The 17,374-nt window shown below is 75.5% G+C and carries 18 protein-coding genes; 8 read left to right on the top strand and 10 right to left on the bottom strand.

Annotated elements, in window-relative coordinates; translation table 11 throughout:
- Positions 1-10 precede the first annotated feature (10 nt).
- The 4 genes from ACFV1L_RS19625 to ACFV1L_RS19610 form a co-directional block, all read right to left on the bottom strand.
- Entirely contained in the window at positions 11-1,231 is a 1,221-nt protein-coding gene (locus tag ACFV1L_RS19625; protein ID WP_380367437.1) for a serine hydrolase domain-containing protein, read from the bottom strand.
- A 190-nt stretch (positions 1,232-1,421) separates the two neighbouring features.
- Positions 1,422-1,886 carry an acyl-CoA thioesterase gene (locus ACFV1L_RS19620; RefSeq protein WP_380367435.1) on the bottom strand — a complete coding sequence of 155 codons (465 nt, stop codon included), beginning with the start codon at positions 1,884-1,886 and terminating at the stop codon, positions 1,422-1,424.
- A gap of 198 nt (positions 1,887-2,084) precedes the next feature.
- Positions 2,085-2,816, bottom strand: a complete 732-nt coding sequence (locus ACFV1L_RS19615; RefSeq protein WP_380367433.1) for an HAD family hydrolase — start codon at positions 2,814-2,816, stop codon at positions 2,085-2,087.
- 180 nt (positions 2,817-2,996) lie between these two features.
- Positions 2,997-3,686, bottom strand: coding sequence for a ScbR family autoregulator-binding transcription factor (locus tag ACFV1L_RS19610; RefSeq protein ID WP_380367431.1), 690 nt, complete (start codon positions 3,684-3,686; stop codon positions 2,997-2,999).
- A 160-nt stretch (positions 3,687-3,846) separates the two neighbouring features.
- On the opposite strand from ACFV1L_RS19610, the gene ACFV1L_RS19605 reads away from it, so the two are divergent.
- On the top strand, positions 3,847-4,875 hold the full coding sequence (locus tag ACFV1L_RS19605; protein ID WP_380367429.1) for a ScbA/BarX family gamma-butyrolactone biosynthesis protein: 1,029 nt from the start codon (positions 3,847-3,849) through the stop codon (positions 4,873-4,875).
- Positions 4,872-6,002, top strand: coding sequence for an acyl-CoA dehydrogenase family protein (locus tag ACFV1L_RS19600; protein WP_380367427.1), 1,131 nt, complete (start codon positions 4,872-4,874; stop codon positions 6,000-6,002). Before ACFV1L_RS19605 ends, ACFV1L_RS19600 begins: the two co-directional genes overlap by 4 nt.
- 17 nt (positions 6,003-6,019) lie before the next feature.
- Here the strand turns inward: ACFV1L_RS19600 and ACFV1L_RS19595 are convergent, their stop codons facing one another.
- Complete coding sequence (locus tag ACFV1L_RS19595) at positions 6,020-6,967, bottom strand: GlxA family transcriptional regulator (RefSeq protein ID WP_380367425.1); 948 nt, start codon at positions 6,965-6,967, stop codon at positions 6,020-6,022.
- Positions 6,968-7,082: 115 nt separating this feature from the next.
- On the opposite strand from ACFV1L_RS19595, the gene ACFV1L_RS19590 reads away from it, so the two are divergent.
- From ACFV1L_RS19590 to ACFV1L_RS19580, 3 genes are all read left to right on the top strand, one after another.
- Positions 7,083-8,117, top strand: a complete 1,035-nt coding sequence (locus ACFV1L_RS19590) for a saccharopine dehydrogenase NADP-binding domain-containing protein (RefSeq protein ID WP_380367423.1) — start codon at positions 7,083-7,085, stop codon at positions 8,115-8,117.
- A 166-nt stretch (positions 8,118-8,283) separates the two neighbouring features.
- The gene (locus tag ACFV1L_RS19585) at positions 8,284-8,832 is read left to right on the top strand and encodes a TetR family transcriptional regulator (protein ID WP_380367421.1); all 549 of its coding nucleotides are present in this window, start codon (positions 8,284-8,286) and stop codon (positions 8,830-8,832) included.
- A 104-nt stretch (positions 8,833-8,936) separates the two neighbouring features.
- On the top strand, positions 8,937-9,773 hold the full coding sequence (locus ACFV1L_RS19580) for a patatin-like phospholipase family protein (RefSeq protein WP_380367420.1): 837 nt from the start codon (positions 8,937-8,939) through the stop codon (positions 9,771-9,773).
- Between the two features lie 26 nt (positions 9,774-9,799).
- On the opposite strand, the gene ACFV1L_RS19575 is transcribed toward ACFV1L_RS19580, so the two are convergent.
- The 3 genes from ACFV1L_RS19575 to ACFV1L_RS19565 form a co-directional block, all read right to left on the bottom strand.
- A complete protein-coding gene (locus ACFV1L_RS19575; RefSeq protein WP_380367418.1) occupies positions 9,800-11,278 on the bottom strand; it encodes an alpha/beta hydrolase in 1,479 nt (492 codons plus the stop codon).
- Between the two features lie 182 nt (positions 11,279-11,460).
- Positions 11,461-11,880 (bottom strand): VOC family protein, encoded by a 420-nt coding sequence (locus tag ACFV1L_RS19570; protein WP_380367416.1) that lies wholly within the window; start codon positions 11,878-11,880, stop codon positions 11,461-11,463.
- A gap of 284 nt (positions 11,881-12,164) precedes the next feature.
- Positions 12,165-12,920 (bottom strand): SDR family NAD(P)-dependent oxidoreductase, encoded by a 756-nt coding sequence (locus tag ACFV1L_RS19565; protein WP_380367414.1) that lies wholly within the window; start codon positions 12,918-12,920, stop codon positions 12,165-12,167.
- A gap of 254 nt (positions 12,921-13,174) precedes the next feature.
- Between ACFV1L_RS19565 and ACFV1L_RS19560 the strand changes: the two genes are divergently transcribed.
- Together ACFV1L_RS19560 and ACFV1L_RS19555 are read left to right on the top strand one after the other, a co-directional pair.
- Entirely contained in the window at positions 13,175-14,329 is a 1,155-nt protein-coding gene (locus ACFV1L_RS19560; protein ID WP_380367413.1) for a hypothetical protein, read from the top strand.
- 303 nt (positions 14,330-14,632) lie between these two features.
- Positions 14,633-14,932, top strand: a complete 300-nt coding sequence (locus ACFV1L_RS19555) for a hypothetical protein (protein WP_380367411.1) — start codon at positions 14,633-14,635, stop codon at positions 14,930-14,932.
- 54 nt (positions 14,933-14,986) lie between these two features.
- Here the strand turns inward: ACFV1L_RS19555 and ACFV1L_RS19550 are convergent, their stop codons facing one another.
- Positions 14,987-16,294: a TIM44-like domain-containing protein gene (locus ACFV1L_RS19550; RefSeq protein ID WP_380367409.1), complete on the bottom strand. Its 1,308-nt coding sequence runs from the start codon at positions 16,292-16,294 to the stop codon at positions 14,987-14,989.
- A 166-nt stretch (positions 16,295-16,460) separates the two neighbouring features.
- Complete coding sequence (locus ACFV1L_RS19545) at positions 16,461-16,811, bottom strand: DoxX family protein (protein WP_380367407.1); 351 nt, start codon at positions 16,809-16,811, stop codon at positions 16,461-16,463.
- Positions 16,812-16,908: 97 nt separating this feature from the next.
- Here ACFV1L_RS19545 and ACFV1L_RS19540 point away from each other — a divergent pair, with 97 nt between their 5' ends.
- Positions 16,909-17,271, top strand: a complete 363-nt coding sequence (locus tag ACFV1L_RS19540) for a winged helix-turn-helix transcriptional regulator (protein WP_380367405.1) — start codon at positions 16,909-16,911, stop codon at positions 17,269-17,271.
- Positions 17,272-17,374 lie beyond the last annotated feature (103 nt).

Here is a 17,374-nt window from a genome sequence, read left to right as displayed (position 1 = left end):
CGGTTTCCTTTCACCGGTAGGACTGGTAGACGAACTGGCGCAGCCGGTTCGCGATCGGCAGGGTCCGCGACGGGAACAGCTGCGGGACGATCACCGCGGTCACGCCCGTCGAGGGGTCGACGAAGAAGTTGGTGCTGCTCGCCGAGAGCCAGCCGTACTCGCCCTCGCGGGTCAGCAGGTGGCTCTGGTGCGGCGTCTTGACGGTCATGAAGCCGAGGCCGAAGCCGACGGACGTCATCAGCTCGTTGATCGCGGGGACGGGCCAGTAGCCGTAGCCGGACCCGAGGGTGGTGTCGCCGGGCAGGTGGTTGGAGCGCATCGAGGCGACGGTCATCGGCGACAGCAGGTACTCGTCGGTGCCGGCGATGCGGCCGTCGGCGGCGAGCATGCCGAGGAAGGCGGTGTAGTCCTCGGCCGTGGTGTAGATGCCGCCGCCGCCGGAGAGGAACAGCGGCGTCTTGGTGTCGACCGGCAGGCCGAGCGGGGCGAGGCCGCCCTCCGGGCCGGGGGTGTAGATCTCGGCGTAGCGGTGGGCCTCGGACTCCGCGACGTGGAAGCCGGTGTCGCGCAGGCCGAGGGGCTCGAACAGCGCCTCGGCGAGGTAGGCGTCCAGGCTGCGGCCGGAGACCACCTCGATGACGCGGCCCAGCACGTCGGTGCTGACGCCGTAGTTCCAGGCGGTGCCGGGCTGGAAGCGCAGCGGGAAGGAGCCCCAGGCCTCGGTGGCGGCCTTCAGGTCGGTCTCCGGCGGCACGCCCAGCGCGTAGCCGGCGCCGGAGTACAGGGAGTCCACCGCGTGGGACTGGTGGGAGCCGTAGCCGAGGCCCGAGGTGTGGGTGAGCAGGTGCCAGATCCGCATCGGCTCGACCAGGCCCTCGGTGATCGGCGCCTCCGCGAGGCCCGCCCGGTAGACCCGCATCCGGTCGTAGCCCGGCAGGTAGTCGGCGACCGGGTCGTTCAGGGCGACCAGGCCCTTCTCGACCAGCGTCATGAACGCCACCGAGGTCATCGCCTTGCTCAGCGACCAGGCCCGGAACACGCTGTCGGTCTTCATCGGGCTGCCCTTGGCGACGTCCGCCATCCCGCCGGACGCCGCGTACTTCACCTCCCCGCGCTGGGCGACCACGCACGTCCAGCCGGGCAACCGGCCTTCCTCGACCTGCCGGTCGAAATACTCACCGAGGGCGGACAACCGATCCGCGTCGAGCTGCACCGAGAACACTCCTGCCATATGAGAGAGAAGAAGAAAATTTGACCGGCCACGGTCAATCAGGTGGCGACGGCTTCGCGCCGGACCGATGACCGCGCCGACCGGGCCGCCTCCGCAGGCCGGTCGCCCGCACCTGCCGGAGGCCCCGCGCCGACCGGTGCACCGGGCAGCCGCCGCGCGGACGGACCGCGCGACCGTGGGGACGGAGGGACTACAGACGGGCGCCGCCGGCCCGGTCCAGGTGCTCGCGCAGCCTCGGACCGATGCTCCGGCACTCCTGGGTCTCCAGGTCGAACACGACCATCCGGCTCACCGCCTTCACGCTGACCCGCTTGCGGTCGTCGAGGATCCGGAAGTTGAACTCGAAGCTCGACCGCCGGATGTTCGACGTCCACAGCTCGACGGCCACCGGCTCCACCGAGTACCGCAGCGGCCGCAGGTACCCGATCTCGTGGGAGGCCACGACCGCGGCCTCACCCTCGAAGACCCCGCCGGCGAGCAGCCACCGGACCCGGGCCTCCTCGATGATCCGCACGATCTCGCAGTTGTTGACGTGCCCGTAGGAGTCCACGTCGCCCCAGCGGAGCGCGATCTCGACGGACGACGGACCCTCGCCCCGCAGCGGGGAGCCGGAGCGTTCCGGGCGTTCCAGGGTTACGGATGAGGACCTGCTCATCGAATCCAACCTCGTCTCAGCGTGGACGTCTGCACTCGACCGCCCGAAGAAGATTCCTACGGGTAGGAATTCTCCTGAGAGCGGGGTTTACCGCGATGATCCGATCGTGCCACAGGCAACATACCTTTGGGAAGGTATTTTCTTTCCCGCTGATCCTGCTCCGCCCGAGCGGTACCGAATCGCGGGCATTTGCCCAGGTCAGAGCCATCCGCCGGAGGCGGAGACGAACATTCGACTGAGTACGGGGCCGTCGACCGGTGCCGTCGGCGCGGGCAGCACCCGGGCCCCGGGCAGGCGGGCGGCGAGTTGCGGGGCGCCGACCAGGACGGGGTGCCCGACCTCGGAGAGCATCGGGAGGTCGGACACGTGGTCGCCGTAGGCGTAGCAGCGGGCCGGATCGACGTGCGGCAGGGCGCCCAGCATCCCCCGCACCAGGCGGCGCTTCTCCTCGCCGATCACCGGCGCGCCCGCCAGTGCGCCGGTGAGCACCCCGCCGCGCACCTCGGGCCGGCTGCACAGCGCGGCCGTCGCCCCCACGTGCCGGGCGAGCGGCTTGACCACCGCCGCGAACGAACCGGAGACCAGCACGATCCGGTCGCCGGCCGCCCGGTGGGCGGCCAGCGCGTCGCGGACCGGCGCGATCCAGAAGCCGTCCTCCCGGGCCCGCTCCGCGAACCACTCGCGGCCCGCCTCCCCCACCGCCGCGGCCGGCTCGCCGACCCACGCCCGGTAGTACCGCCGGTTCGCGCGCTCCCGCGGCACCCCGGACGCGACCGCCTCCGCCAGGTCCGCGCGCACCGCGCGGGCCCGCCGCAGCCCGGCCGGCCCGTAGCGGCGGCCGAGGTAGAAGTCGAGGAAGTCGAACATGCTCTTGCGGTCGATCAGCGTCTCGTCGACGTCGCTGAACACCAGGCGCGCGGCCAATGACACCACCAGCTCCTCTGCCCCTGGCCCGCCCCGACCGGGCGGGCCGAACCGGGCCCGCCCGGAGCGCGCCGGGCAGGCCGAACCGCCGCCCGGCGGACCCGGGCGGACGGGCCCGCCGCACCCGCACCCGGCCCCCGGCGGCCGGGGCGGGCGGTCACCCCCTCCGCGGAGGGGGTTCGCGGGTCAGCCGCCGGCCGGGCCGCGCGGCTTGGCGCGCAGGGCCGGGAACAGCAGGTCCCGCACCTCCCTCCAGCGTTCGGCGAAGTCCGCGCGGTCGTAGAGGTTGTTGGAGATGTGCTGCGCGCCGAAGAAGGCGGCGACGGCGACCCGGGCGGCGACCTCCGGGTCCACGTCCTCGGCCAGCTGGCCCTGGGCGGCGGCCTCGCGCAGCAGCGAGGAGATCAGCGTCGTCCAGTCCACGTAGGGCAGCGGGAGCTCGACGTCGATGACGTCGCGCTCGTTCTGCAGGCGGGTGCCCGCCTGCATGATCGGGTCGTTCAGGAAGGCCGAGGTCGCCTCGTTGAACATCTCGATCACGGTGTCCAGCGGGGACAGGCCCTTGGCCCGGACCGCCTCCAGCGTGCGGGGCCAGGTCGCGTAGAGCGCCTCGACCACCGCCACCGCGAGGGCCTGCTTGTTGGGGAAGTGGAAGTAGACGGCGCCCTTGGTCATCCCCACCTGCTCGGCGACGTCCTTGATGCCGGTCTGCTGGTAGCCCCGCTCCGCGAAGAGCCGCGCCGCGCAGCGCAGGATCTCCGCACGGGTGCGCACCGCCCGGTCCTGCCGCAGGTCGGGCCCCTGCGGGACCGAGGACGCACCCGCCCTGGCCGTCGACCACAGCGGCGGGGTCGGGTCAGCCTGTCTCTGAGTCACAGCTCACTGTTCCTTCCTCACGTTCGAATCCCCCTAGCAATATACCTTCCCAGAGGTATATTTTCTCATCGTGCTCAAACGGCCGCCCGGCCAGGCCCTTCCGAGGGCTTCCGAGGCGTCGGCGGCCATCGCTCGGTACGTCCCGAATGGGGAGATCGGAATGACCACCAGCACCGTCGCACCGTCGCACCGCACGCCCGCCCGCGGGCTGTCCTTCTCGTCGCTCATGTCGCCCGACGCCGTCCACAAGAGCGCCGCCGGGGAGGTCTTCCTCACCGACGCGCTCCGCCTGGCCGAGGACCACGTTGCGGTCGCCGCCCGCTGGCACCGCGACCGCTTCCTCCCCGGCGCCGGCGCCCGCCCCGGCCCCGCCGCCGGAGCCGCCGACCCGCTGCTGGTGGTGGAGACCGCCCGCCAGAGCCTGATCCACCTGTCGCACGCCTTCTACGGCGCGCCCCGCGACCACCCCTTCGTGCTCAACACCCTCGAACTGGAACTGAGCAGCGGCGCCCCCGCCGCCCCGGCCCCGCGCCCGGTGCTGCTCGACATCACCTGCACCCGCAACGCCCGCACGCCCCGCCGCCAGGCCATGACCCTCGACGCGACCGTGCTCGCCGACGGCGCCGCCCTGGCCCGGGTCCGGATGCGCTGGGAGATCCTCGACCCGCGCCTCTACGCGCTGGCCCGCACCCGGGCCCGCCAGGACGCGCTGGCCGCCGCCCGCACCCCCGAAGCCCTCGCCCCCCGGCGGCTCGCCGCCCACGAGGCCGGCTGCGCCCAGCAGCGGGACGTGGTGCTCGCCCGCACCCCCGAGGACGCCCCCGGCGCCTTCCGCCTCGACGTCGACACCACCCACCCGGTGCTGTACGACCACCCCTGCGACCACACCCCCGGCATGGTCCTGCTGGAGGCGTTCCTGCAGGCCGCCACCGCCGCCGCCCCGCCCGGCGCCGCGGCCCGGTCCGGCCTGACCCGCCTCGCCGCGACGTTCAACGCCTTCGGCGAGCCGGACGCCCCCGTCCTGCTCACCGCCGAGCCGGGCGCCGCCGCCGGGCTGCGCACCACCCGGCTCACCGCCGCCCAGGGGCCCACCGCGCTCGCCACGGCCCAGCTCACCCACCTCCCCCGCGTCCCCGCCGCACGCCGCGGCGCCCCGCGCCCGACCGTCCCGTTCCAGGTGGGCCGGTGAACCCCGTCCTGACCGCCCCCGCCGCCCCGCGATCGACCGCGCCCGCTCCCGGACGCGCCGGCTTCGACGAGGCCGCGGTGCGGAACATCGCGCAGATCGCCCGCCGCGAGCACCTCGCCACCGACCGCCGGCGCCGCATCAGCGCCCGGGCCGCGACGGCGATCGCCCGGGCCGGCTTCGCCCGGCACTTCGTCCCCCGGCACCTCGGCGGAACCGCCGGCACCTTCTCCGCCCTGCTGGACGCCGCCACCGAACTCGGCCGGACCTGCCTGTCCACCGCCTGGTGCGCCACCCTGTACGCCGCCCACGGACGGCTCGCCTCCTACCTGCCCGAACCGGGACGCCGGGAGCTGTGGGCCGACGGCCCCGACACCCTGATCGCCACCTCGATCGCCCCGCAGGGAACGGCCGTCGAGGAGGACGGCGGGTGGCTCCTCCAGGGCCGGTGGAACACCGCCAGCGGCGTCACCCACGCGCAGTGGATCCTGCTCGGCGCCCTCGTCCCCGGCCCCGCGGGGCCCGAACACCGCATCTTCGCCGTCCCCCGCGCCCACTGGACGATCCTCGACAGCTGGCACACCCTCGGCATGCGCGGCACCGGCAGCCACAGCGTCCAACTGGCCCCCACGCACGTCCCCCGCCACCTCGGCTTCGCCTTCGGCCGGCTCGAACAGCCGCTGGACGACAGCACCGCCCCGTGCCACCGCGTCCCGTCGCTGATGGTCGGCGCGCCGATGTTCGCCATGCCGATCGTCGGCGCGGCCCTGGGAGCGCTCGACGCCTGGCGCGCCACCGCTCCCCCGCACCCGGACACCGAGCGCCTCCTGGCCGAGAGCTCGGCCCGGATCGACGCCGCCCGGCTGCTCCTCGAACGCGCGGCGCACGACGCGGACCGCACCGGGCCCACTCCGCTGCTCACCGCGCGCAGCCGGCGCGACGCGGCCACCGCCGCCGCCTGGTCCGTCGCCGCCGCCGACCGGCTGTTCCACGCCTCCGGCGCCCGCGCCCACCACCCGCACGACCCGCTCCAGCGGCACTGGCGCGACATCACCACCGCCGCCACGCACCGCGCGCTCGACCCCCGGGCCGCCGCGGCCGCGTACGCCGAGGCCCTCGCCGCCTCCTGACCGCCGCCGGTCCGGGCTCAGGCCCGGAAGGTACGGCGGTAGGCGTCCGGCGGGACGCCGAGCACGCGGTGGAAGTGCCGGCGCAGCGTGGCCGCCGTGCCCAGCCCGGAGGCCTCGGCGACGGCGTCGATGCTGTGGTCGGTGGTCTCCAGCAGCTCCTGGGCGCGGCGGATCCGCTGGGTCAGCAGCCACTGCAGCGGGGTGGTGCCGGTCACCGCGCGGAACAGGCGGCCGAGGTGACGCGAGCTCAGGTTCGCCCGGCGGGCCAGGTCCTCGACGGTGAGCGGCCGGTCCAGCCGCCGCAGCGCCCACGGGAGCAGCTCGGCCAGCGGGTGCCCGTCCTGTTCGGGCACCGGGGTGAGGACGAACTGGGCCTGCCCGCCGGCCCGGTGGGGCGGGACGACCAGCCGCCGGGCGACCAGGTTGGCGACCGCCGCGCCGTGGTCGCGGCGGACCAGGTGCAGGCACAGGTCCATCGCCGCGGTCTTGCCGGCGGAGGTGAGCACGCTGCCGTTGTCGACGTAGAGGACGTCCGGGTCGACCTCGACCAGCGGGTGGCGGGCGGCCAGCTCCTCGGTGTGCGCCCAGTGCGTGGTCGCGGGCAGCCCGTCCAGCAGTCCGGCGGCGGCGAGCACGAAGGCTCCCGTGCACAGCGAGACCACCCGCGCGCCCGCCCGGTGGGCCGCGCGGACCGCGTCGACCAGCTCGGCCGGCGGGTCCCGGTCGACGTCGGCCAGGGCGGGGACGATCACGGTCCCGGCGTCGGCCAGCCGGTCGAGCCCGCAGTCCGGCTCCAGCCGGAACCGGCCGACCCGGACGGCGCGCGGGCCGCACACCCGGAGGTCGTACCAGGGACCCGCGACGGCGGCCGGGGCCGAGCCGAACACCTCGTACGCCAGGGCGAGTTCGAGGTGCAGCATCCCGTCCGTGGCGGCGATCGCGACGGAGCGCGGCGCGGAAGTCATGTCGGAAATTGTACGGGTCGTGTCGTTCCGGACACTGGGCGCGGACCTCCGGAGCGGACAGGATCGTCCCCGGTCGAACACCTCGGCCACGTCGTCGAGCACGCGGGGAGCAGGCATGGATCCGGGCCGGATCGTGGCGGTCTACGGGGCCTACGGGCACACCGGCCGGTTCGTGGTGGCGGAGCTGCACGGGCGCGGGTACGTCCCGCTGCTCGTCGGCCGCGACCGGGACCGGCTGGCGGCGCTGGCCCAGGCCGGACCCGGCCACCGGGCGCGGCCGGCGGCGGTCGACGACCCGGCCGCGCTCGACCGGGCGCTGCGCGGCGCGGCCGCCGTGGTCAACTGCGCCGGGCCGTTCGCCGACACGGCCGCGCCGCTGGTGGAGGCGGCGCTCCGGGCGGGCATCCCGTACGTCGACGTGGCGGCGGAGATCGAGGCCAACCTCGACACCTTCGCACGCTTCGGGCCGCGCGCCCGGGCCGCGGGCGTCGCGGTGGTCCCGGCGATGGCGTTCTTCGGCGCGCTCGGCGACCTGCTGGTCACCGCGGCGATGGCCGAGTGGACGTCGGCGGACGAGGCGCACGTCGCCTACGGGCTGAGCAGCTGGCACCCGACGGCCGGCACCCTCGCCGCGGGCGCCGTGTCGGGGCGGCGGCGGGGCGGCCGCCGGGTCCGGTTCACCGGCGGCCGGCTGGAGTACCACGGCGACGCGCTGCCGACCGTGGTGTGGCCGCTCCCGGCCCCGCTGGGCCCGCAGCCGGTCCTGGGGGAGTTCACCATGGCGGACGTGGTCACCGTCCCCAGCCACCTGGACGTCCCGGAGGTGCGGAGCTACCTGACCGTGCGGGCCGCCGCGGACCTGGCGGCCCCCGATCCGGCCCCGCCGACCGCCGTGGACGGGCGCGGCCGCTCGGCGCAGACCTTCGTGGTGGACGTCCTGGTCCGCTCCGGCGGCACGGAGCGTCGCGCGGCCGCGGCAGGGCGGGACATCTACGCGGTCAGCGCACCGCTCGCGGTGGAGGCCGTCGACCGCATCCTCGCCGGCCGGACCAGGACGACCGGCGTGGCCTCGGCGGGAGCGGTCTTCGACGCCCCGGACTTCCTGCGCGCGCTGTCCGGGCACCTCGCAGTGGACATCCCGCTCGGCTGACCGCGGCGACGGGGCCGCTGTTCGACGCCGAACAGCGGCCCCACCGCCGCCGCGCGCCCCTCGGTGCCCCGGAAGCGCCTGCCGCTGCTCTTGCGCCCATAACATACCTATTGGAAGGTATGTTATCTGTCACCCGACGGCAGAGGAGTGCGAGGTTGCTTCAGCGGTGAAACAGACACGGGCACAACGGACCCACGAACGCGTCCTCGACGCCGCCGCGCACGAATTCGCCCTCCACGGCTACCAGTCGGCCAAGCTGCACGACGTCATCACCCGCACCGGCATGACCAAGGGCGCCCTGTACGCGCACTTCCCGTCCAAGCACCACCTGGCCACCGCGCTGGTCGACGACACCGCCGCGCACTGGCAGCAGCCGCCCGCGCCGCAGGCCCTCACCCACCTGCTGCACGACCTCGTCACCCGGCTGCACACCGACCCCCGGTTCCGGGCTGCGCTGCGCCTCACCGTGGACCCGGACTGGACGCCCGAGCAGCCGCCGGTGCTCTACCACCGCCTCCACCACCACCTCACCGCCGCGATCAGCGCCGGCCATCCGGCCACCCCGCGCCCGCCGCACACCCACGCCCACGTGATCCTCGCCGTCCTGCACGGCACCACCCGGCTCTCCCCCGCGCCCGCCCCGCACCACATCCGCCAGACCACCCGGATCCTGCACGCCACCCTCCACACCACCCGCCCGCCCGCACCGGACTGACGCCGCGCCGGCCGGCAGCCGCCCCCGCGAACCAATGCCGCCCCCCGTTCGTCCAAGGATCGTGATCACCGACGTGATCGCCACGGTGACGAACGGGGGAAGCGGTGCCTGCACCGAACTGCGCGCTGGTACTCGGCCCGGGCGGGCCCGCCGGAGCCGCCTGGACGGCCGGTCTCGCCCACGGCCTGCGCGGCCTGGGCGTCGACCTGGCGGCGGCGGACCTGGTGGTCGGCACGTCGGCCGGCGCGATCGTGGGCGCCGCGCTGGCCACCGGCCGGGACCTCGCGCTCCTCGCCGACCCGGCCTCCTCCGGCGGCGCCCCGCCGCCCCGGCCGGACCGGCGCCTCCTGGGCGAGGTCTTCGCGGTCCTCGGCGCCGGGCTGCCGCCGGAGGAGGCCCGCGTCCGGGTCGGCCGGATCGCCCTCGGCGCGGCCGACCCGGACGCCGAACAGGCCCTGGTCACGACCCGGCGGCGACTGATCGGCACGGACGACTGGCCGGCCGGCCGCCGCCTGCTCGTCCCCGCCGTGACGGCGGAGACCGGCGAGAGCGTGGTCTTCGACCGCGACAGCGGCGTCCCCCTGGCGACCGCCGTCGCGGCGTCCAGCGCGTTCCCGGGCGCGGCGCCGCCCGTCGCGGTCGGCGGACTCCACTACGTCGACGGCGCGCTGCGCTCCGGCGCCAACCTGGACCTCGCGGCCGGCGCACGCACCGTGGTGCTCCTCGACCCGATGGCCCGTCAGGACCCCGGCCCGCAGGCCGCGTCCGTCACCGGCGCGCAGACGGTGGTGACGCTGTTCCCCGACGAGGCCGCAGCAGCGGTCTTCGGCCCGGACCCGACGGACCCGTCCGCCTGGGCGCCCGCCTTCCGGGCGGGCCGGCAGCAGGCCGCCGCCGCCCGGGGGCAGCTGGCGGGGGTCTGGAGCGCCGGCACCGCCTGAGCCCGCGGGGCGCCCGACGGCGATCGTCAGGAAGCGGCCCGGTCGTCGCAGGTCAGGTCCGTCGCGGGCAGCCGGCCGGTGGTCAGGTAGCGCGTCACGCTGCCGTCCGCGCAGGACGGGCCGGCCACCACCACGCCGTGGCCCTCGCCGCCGGCCACCGTCACCATCCGTGCGCCGTGCAGGGCCCGGCGCATGCCCTGGGCCATGGCGAGGGTCGCCTGCGGGTCCCACTGGTTCTGCACGATCAGCGCCTTGACGTCGTTGTTCACCACGGTGGCCGGCTCGCGGGCCGCCGACTTCCAGAACGCGCACGGCTGGACGGTGGCCCCCAGGTCGCCGGCCAGCGGGTACCTGGCCCGGTCGCGGACCGCGTCCCGCCGGTACTGCTCGGGGTCGCGCGGCCAGCTGCGGGAGTCGCCGCAGAAGACGGCCCACGTGACGGCGGCCGCGTTGTCCGTCACCTCGCCGGCCGGCAGGGCGGGCGCGGCCGGCCCGCCCGCGGCCGCGGCCTTCAGCGCGACGATCCAGGGCGTGACGGCCTCCAGGTGGACGAACGCGGCGTACCCGGACCGGATGGCGTCGCCGTCGAGCGCCCCGCCCCCGGTCGGGACGGGCGTGCGGTCGGCGTGGGCGACCAGGTCCCAGTACGTCCTGCGGACCTCCGCCGCGGTCGTGCCGAGGCCGTACGCCGCGTCGCGGGCGGCGGCCCACTCCGTCCAGCGGGTGAAGGCGAGTTCGGCCGCCGGCGACCAGCCCCGGAAGCTGCCCCGCCAGGCCAGCGCCGGGTCCAGCGCGCTGTCGAGCACGAACCGGTCGGCGCGCTGCGGGAACAGCTGCGTGTAGACGGCCCCCAGGTACGTGCCGTACGAGTACCCGAAGTAGGAGATCCGCCGCTCCCCCAGCACCGCCCGCAGGACGTCCATGTCCCGCGCCGTGTTGCGGGTGGTGAGGTGCGGCAGCACGTCCCCCGCCTTCGCCCAGCACTTGTCGGCCACCGACCGGGCCCGGGCCACGTCCGCCCCGAACGTGCTGTCCCGGTACGGGTGGTGGACGGTCCGCTCGTCGGCCGTCAGGTCGCAGCCGACCGGCGAGCTCTGCCCGACACCGCGCGGGTCGAACCCGATCAGGTCGAACCGGTCCCGCACCTCCGCCGGCAGCAGCGGCTCCAGCTCCACCGGCATCGTCAGCCCCTGGACACCCGGGCCACCGGGGTTCATCAGCAGCACACCGTGCCGCTTCGCCGCACCGGCCGCCTTCACCCGCGACACGGCGAGCTCGATCGTCCGCCCTGCGGGGTCGCCGTAGTCCAGCGGCACCCGGACCTTCGCGCACTCGAACTCCGCCCGGCCGCCCGCCTCGCAGCGCTCCCACCGGAGTTCCTGCTGCGCGTACCGCTGCAGCGGATCCCCCGCCGCGAACGCCGTCACCGGCGTGAGCGCGGCCAGCGCGGCCGCCACCGCCCCGACCGCCGGCGTGGACGTCGTCCGCCGGTCCCGCAGATCCATGCCTTGTCCCCTGTTCCGAATCGGTGCCTCGAACTGCCTCCAGTCTCCGATCCGCCGTCCCCGCGCCCCGTACGGCGCGGGGATGGACCGAGGCTCCGACTCCTGGCGTAGCGCGGCGTTCTGACGTAGGGCCGGACTCCCACCAGGGCGCCCGCGCCGGCACCGCGCGCCCGTGCGCCTCGTCAGTCCCGTTCGGTCGGGTCGACGGCGGCCAGCTCGACCTCGAAGCCGTCGGTGTTCTCCAGGTAGGCGGCGTACGTGTGCTCGCCGCCGGCGTGCGGGTGACGGTCGGGGAACAGCAGGCTCCAGCCGTGCCGCGCCGCTTCGGACACCAGCGCGTCCACCGTGCGCCGGTCCTCGACGTGGAACGCCAGGTGGTTCAGCCCGGGCCGGCACCGGTCGTGCCGGTCGGCGGCCAGGTCACGGGACTGCTCGACGACCAGGTACGTCGCGCCGAGCCGCCAACTGCGGCCGTGCTCCCAGCTCTGGAACGGTGTGTGGCCCAGGGCCTCCAGCAGCCAGCCGAAGGAGGCGGCGGACCGCTCCAGATCGGGCACCCAGATCTCGACGCGGTGCAGCGTCCCGCTGACCGGCCGGGTCATGCCGGCACCGCCGACGCGGTCGGCCGGCAGGCACCCGGGCGGGCCGGGGGCCCGGCAGGAAGGTGGTGGAACGCCGGCACTTCATCCTCGTCGTCGATGGGATTCCGCAACCGCCGTGGGGACTTCGGCCCGCCCGGCCCGGCGAACGCTCCGGCGGTCCGCGCCGCGCTCGCGGTCCCCGGCATTCTGGATCTCCCGCCGCCGGCCCCCGCCCGCGACCACCGCGGAGGCCGCCCGCGGCGCTCCGGCCCCTGATGCCGCGTCACCCCGCCCGCCGCGGACGGTCACCGCCCGTCGGCGGTCCGGGCGGCAGCCAGGTCCTGTGCCCGGTAGCGGCCGGACGGCGGACGGTCCCGGAGCAGGCGGTGCAGGACCGCGGCGACCTCCTCGGGCAGCGGCTCGCCGGAGATGTCCCCGCCGGGGGTGGCCTCCTGGAGCATCCGCGTGCGCATGCTGCCCGGGTCGACCGCCCAGACCCTCAACTCCGGTTCCTCCCGGGCGAGTACGGCGGTGGCGAGGTCGAGCGCGGCCTTGCTCGCACCGTAGCCGCCCCAGCCCCGGTAGGGCACCACGGCGGCGACCGAGCTGATGTTGAGGACGGCGCCCGCGCGGCCGCGCAGCTGCGGCAGGACGAGCTGGGTGAGGGCGATCGGCGCGAACGCGTTCACCTCGAAGAGCTCCCGCAGGTCCGGTACCGGGTGGTCGGCCAGCCGGGGCAGCGGCTCCGCCCCGAGGCCGGCCCCGAGCGTGCCCGCGTTGTTGACCAGCAGGCTCGCGCCGCCGAAGCGCTCCGCCGCCCCGGCCAGCCGGGCCCGGTGCGGCCCGTCCACGATGCTGCCGGGCAGCGCGGCGACCTCGGTGACGGCGGCCAACTCCGCTGCGGCCGCCGCGAGTTCCTCCGCACCCCGGGCGGTGACCACCAGCCGCCAGCCGTCGGCGGCCAGCACTCGCGCGAGGGCCAGACCCAGGCCCCGGGAGGCCCCCGTGACGACGGCCACGGGGGCGGTGTGCGGGGCGGCGGCGCCCTGTTCTGCGTTCATGCCGCAACGATCTCCTGCCCGGCCGGCCGCCGGATCGGCCCCCGGGACCGGCCCGGCTGGGACCTTGGATCTAGGCCGCTCCCCGGGCTCCCCGGCGCCTTCGCGACACCAGGCCCCACCGTCACGAGTCCGACCTCCGACGACCGCCGACGACCACCGGCCACCGCAGCCGCAGGCCGCCGACCCGGCGACACGTTCCGCTTGCTCACAGACGGTAGCGCGGTGGACGCCATGCGTGACCATATCGTGCGTTTATGAGACATCTACGACCCACCCTGCGCACCGCGTGCGCCGTTGCTCTGAGTTCCGGACTGGCCCTCGCCGCTCCCGCCGCCGGCACGGCCCGGACCCTGCCGTCGGTGGTGCAGGCCGCCGACGGGACGCTGCTCTTCGCCTTCACCGGCGCGCCCGAGTCCGTCACGGTGCCCGAGGACGTCTGCCGAGCGACCGTCACCGCGTTCGGCGCGGCGGGCGGCGACGCGGTGTACGGCTCGTCCGGCGGCCTCGGCGGCGAGGTCCACGCGACGCTGGACGTGCACAGCGGCCAGGTCCTGACCGTGAACGTGGCCGGCGCGGGAAGCGGCGGAAGCCTCAGCGACGGCAGCCGGCCGCACGGCGGCTACGGCGGCGGCGGCCAGGGCGGCGCCTACAACAACGACCCGTCACCCGGCAACGGCGCCGTCGCGGCGGGCGGCGGCGGGGCGACGACCGTCGCCCTCGACGGCGCCGCGGTGATCGTCGCGGGCGGCGGTGGCGGCGGCGCGGGCAGCTTCGCCGACAACGGCACCGGCCGCGGCGGCGACGGCGGCCGGACCGGCGAGAGCGGCCAGACCCCCGGCACCCCGGGCTCCGGCCAGGGCGGCGCGTCGGGCGGCGACGGCGGGGCCGGCGGGGCCGGCGGCACCCCGGCGTTCGCCGGCGACCAGCCGGGCGTGGCCGGCGGGTCGGCGAACGGCATGACCGGCGGGAACGGCGCGCTCAACGTCGGCGACCCCCACATGGGCACCGGCGGAGGAGGCGGCGGCGGCGCCCACGGCGGCGGCGCGGGCGGCTCCTCCACCGGCGGCACCCTGGACGGCGGTGGCGGCGGGGGCGGCTCCAGCCTCGGCCCGGCCGGCGCCCAGTTCACCACCGGCATCCGCAGCGGCAACGGCGAGGTCCAGCTCGCCTGGGCGCCCTGCGGGCCCAGCCCCACCCCGACTCCCACCCCGACCCCGACCGCCCCCGAACCGACCCCCACCGGCGAGCCGCCCACCGCGCCCGAGCCGAGCGGCCACCCGACCCACCCCGCGCTCCCCGAAACCGGTGCCGCCGGGGCCGGCCCGCTGACCGCCCTCGCCGCACTGACCGCCGCCGGCGGCGGCGCCCTGCTCCACTTCCGCCTGCGCCGTACCCGCCGCAGGCACTGAGCCCCGGCCGACCGGAGCGGCCGCACGGCGGTCGGAGGGCCACGGCCGACGCCAGGTCCCGCGCCCCCGTCCGCGCGGAGCCGGGCGTCGGCCGGCGGAGCAGCAGCCCGCCGGGCCCTCCGCGCCCGGCGCGCAGCCTCGGACGTGGACGGCGCACCCGGCCCTCGCGCGCCGGCAACAGCACCCGCGTCATCACTGTGAGTGATTGACGGTGCGCGGCGTGGACCTCGATGCTCGTAGCGGCACGGACCACCACCAGCACGCGTGCCCGCAGCTCCGTGCCGGTCGAAGGGAGCAATCACGATGCGTTTCCGTCAGCACGCCGCCGCGGCCGCCACCGCCCTGACCGTCCTCGGGGGCGCCCTCGCCACCGCCCCCGCCGCGCACGCCGCGGGCGGCACCGCCCCGGCGTGCATCGCCCGCGTGGTGGACGAGATGCCCGACGGCCAGCACGTGTGGCTGCAGAACAACTGCGGCAGGACCATGCACGTCAAGGTCATCGTGGACGGCTGGTACGACAGCAGCTGTCTGCGCCTGGCCGACCGGGCGACCCGCGAACTCGTCCTGAAGGTCGGCACCTACCACAAGACGGTGGTCTGCTGAGGCCCGCGCGGGCCGCACCGCCGGGCCGTACCGGCCCGGCGTCCGCCGTCCTGCTTACTGCACGTCGGCGGCGATCACCGTCCACGCCTCGGTCGACGAGTCGTCCAGCCGGAGATCGAACGCGAAGGCGATCGGCCGGCGCGCGCGTGCGTCGCCTCGCAGCACCTGCTCGGTGCGCCGGTCGACCTCGTAGTAGACGCCCTCCGCGTCGACCGAGACCCGGAAGACGATCGGGTCGCGGGAGACCAGCGAGCGCACCGTGACCGACTTGATGACGGCGTCCCGCATGACGGTCCGGTCGACGGTGCGCACGGACGTGAAGTCCAGGCTGCCGTCGTTCATCACCCATTCCTCCAGGAACCGCTCGACGGCGACCTCGAGAACCGCCCGGTCGAACCGGCCGTCGAGCACGCTCAGATCGCCGGCGGCGGTGTCGGCGTCCGTGCTCCAGGAGATGTTGGTGAGCGACAGGATGTCGCTCACCCCCCTGACCGCGGTCTTCCCGGCCACCTCGAGCACCGCCTCGCGGGCGACCTCCTTCTGGTCCCAGCCGTCCGTCTCGATCGCGCCGGTCAGGTGGTGCGCACCCTCGGCCGCCTGCTCGATCGACGACACGATCCACTCCCCGGCCGCGTTCTTGCGCAGCGTCCAGTACTCGACCGGGCGCGTCGAGCCGTCCTTGCGCACGGCGTCCGGGCCGTAGGCGCGGCGCACGTAGTCGTTGAGCGTCGCGGTGACGCGGAAGGTGACGGTGTCGTTCACCTCGCCCGCGCGGTTGGCGACGTCGACCAGCTCGACGTCCGGGCCGGAGACGATCTCCACGACGTTGACCTCGCCGCGCGACTCGTAGTCGCGCAGCTCGTCGGCCCACTTGCCGTACAGCACCGGGGACAGGATCTGCTGCAGCGTCGCGTGGTCGTGCTGCGTCCACGCCTGCTGGGCGGTGCGGTACAGCCAGACGATCCGGGCTTCGAGCGCGGCGCGGTCGAACGTCGCGTCCGTGTCGGCGAGGGCATCGACCCGGGCCCCGACCTGGACCGCCCGCTCGCGCGCCTGCTCGTCCGCGCGGTGCGCCGCACGGTCCGACACCGTGTTCAGACCCGCCGCCTGCTGCGCCTTCCGGCGCCGGCGCCGGAGCCACAGGACCAGCAGGACGATCGCCACGATCAGCAGCACCGGGAGCAGCCCGCCGCCACCGCCACCGCCGCCGATGAGGAAGCCGTAGCCGAAGCCGCCGCCGGTCGTCCCGTGGAAGCCGCCACCGCCGCCACCGCCACCGCCGCCGTTGAACCCGTGGCTACCACCCCCGCCACGGGCGTACGCGACTGCCGGGCTGCTCAGCGCGACGACTCCACCGACCACCGTTGTCCACCGACGGGCGCGCACTCGGCTCCCCCTTCAAAGAATCAGAGCTGCTCCATATGAGCGTACAAGCCGGGCCGCCCGGGAGGACCCGAGGTCGGCGGGACGGCGGTCCGTCCGGGGCGGAAGCCCCGTCGCCGACCGCCGCCGCGCCGCGCCCGGCGGATCAGAGAGTGGCGGCGCGCAGCACGACCAGGACGACGGACGCCACCGTCAGGACCCCCGCCGGGAGCGCACCCTTGAGATCGCCGACCCGCAGGTGGGCGAGGACCGCACCGACGAAGTACAGCGTCAGGCCGATCGCGGCGGCGATTCCGAGGGCGCCCCACCGGAGTCCGACGACCGCACCGGCCGCGCCCGCGACCTGGGCGCCGATCAGGAAGGCCATCATGCCCTGCGGCACTCCGAGCGTGGACATCTGCTCGGTGATGTGCCGCGTCCGCAGGGACTTGGCACCGGCGGACGCCAGGAGCACGGCCGACATGAGGACGGTGGCGACGACGAGGGAGACGAACACGGCTGGAACCTCGATCCATGCGGGAGGAGAGCAAGGGACGTGCGCACCTCGTCGACGATAGGCAGCCGACAGGAACCTCCAGGTAACCTTCGCCCCCATGAGCCAGCGCCCCGACATCGTCTTCCTCGCCGACTGCCCCGCCCTCCTGGCGATGGAGATCATCGCCAGCAAGTGGTCCATGGTCACGCTCTTCGCCCTGACCGACGGCCCGATGCGCCACGGCGATCTCGTCGAACTCAGCGGCGGCATCTCGCGCAAGGTCCTCACCCAGACCCTGCGCCGCCTCCAGGCCAACGGCCTCGTCGAACGCCACGCGTACGCCGAAGCGCCGCCCCGCGTGGAATACGCCCTCACCGACCTCGGCCGAACCCTGGAAGAACCCATCCGCATGCTCACCGCCTGGGCCCGCGAGCACGGCGAGGCCGTCGTCACCTTCCGGGAAGCCGCCACCGGGCAGTAGGCCGGCCTGCTCGGCGGTGGACCTGGATCGGGCCCTGCCCGGGTGGAGACGGGATGCCGAACATCGGAGCCGAGCACCGGCACGGCGAATGTCGCCGTTCTTT

This window comes from Kitasatospora sp. NPDC059646, assembly GCF_042734615.1.
Classification (GTDB): domain Bacteria; phylum Actinomycetota; class Actinomycetes; order Streptomycetales; family Streptomycetaceae; genus Kitasatospora.
This window is presented reverse-complemented; position numbering and strand designations above follow the sequence as displayed.

Bases quoted from the DNA above. Each gene is read 5' to 3' on its own strand.
- ACFV1L_RS19625 (WP_380367437.1), bottom strand. From the start codon at position 1,231: ATGGCAGGAGTGTTCTCGGTGCAGCTCGACGCGGATCGGTTGTCCGCC.
- ACFV1L_RS19620 (WP_380367435.1), bottom strand. From the start codon at position 1,886: ATGAGCAGGTCCTCATCCGTAACCCTGGAACGCCCGGAACGCTCCGGC.
- ACFV1L_RS19605 (WP_380367429.1), top strand. From the start codon at position 3,847: ATGACCACCAGCACCGTCGCACCGTCGCACCGCACGCCCGCCCGCGGG.
- ACFV1L_RS19595 (WP_380367425.1), bottom strand. From the start codon at position 6,967: ATGACTTCCGCGCCGCGCTCCGTCGCGATCGCCGCCACGGACGGGATG.
- ACFV1L_RS19590 (WP_380367423.1), top strand. From the start codon at position 7,083: ATGGATCCGGGCCGGATCGTGGCGGTCTACGGGGCCTACGGGCACACC.
- ACFV1L_RS19575 (WP_380367418.1), bottom strand. From the start codon at position 11,278: ATGGATCTGCGGGACCGGCGGACGACGTCCACGCCGGCGGTCGGGGCG.
- ACFV1L_RS19570 (WP_380367416.1), bottom strand. From the start codon at position 11,880: ATGACCCGGCCGGTCAGCGGGACGCTGCACCGCGTCGAGATCTGGGTG.
- ACFV1L_RS19565 (WP_380367414.1), bottom strand. From the start codon at position 12,920: ATGAACGCAGAACAGGGCGCCGCCGCCCCGCACACCGCCCCCGTGGCC.
- ACFV1L_RS19560 (WP_380367413.1), top strand. From the start codon at position 13,175: ATGAGACATCTACGACCCACCCTGCGCACCGCGTGCGCCGTTGCTCTG.
- ACFV1L_RS19555 (WP_380367411.1), top strand. From the start codon at position 14,633: ATGCGTTTCCGTCAGCACGCCGCCGCGGCCGCCACCGCCCTGACCGTC.
- ACFV1L_RS19540 (WP_380367405.1), top strand. From the start codon at position 16,909: ATGAGCCAGCGCCCCGACATCGTCTTCCTCGCCGACTGCCCCGCCCTC.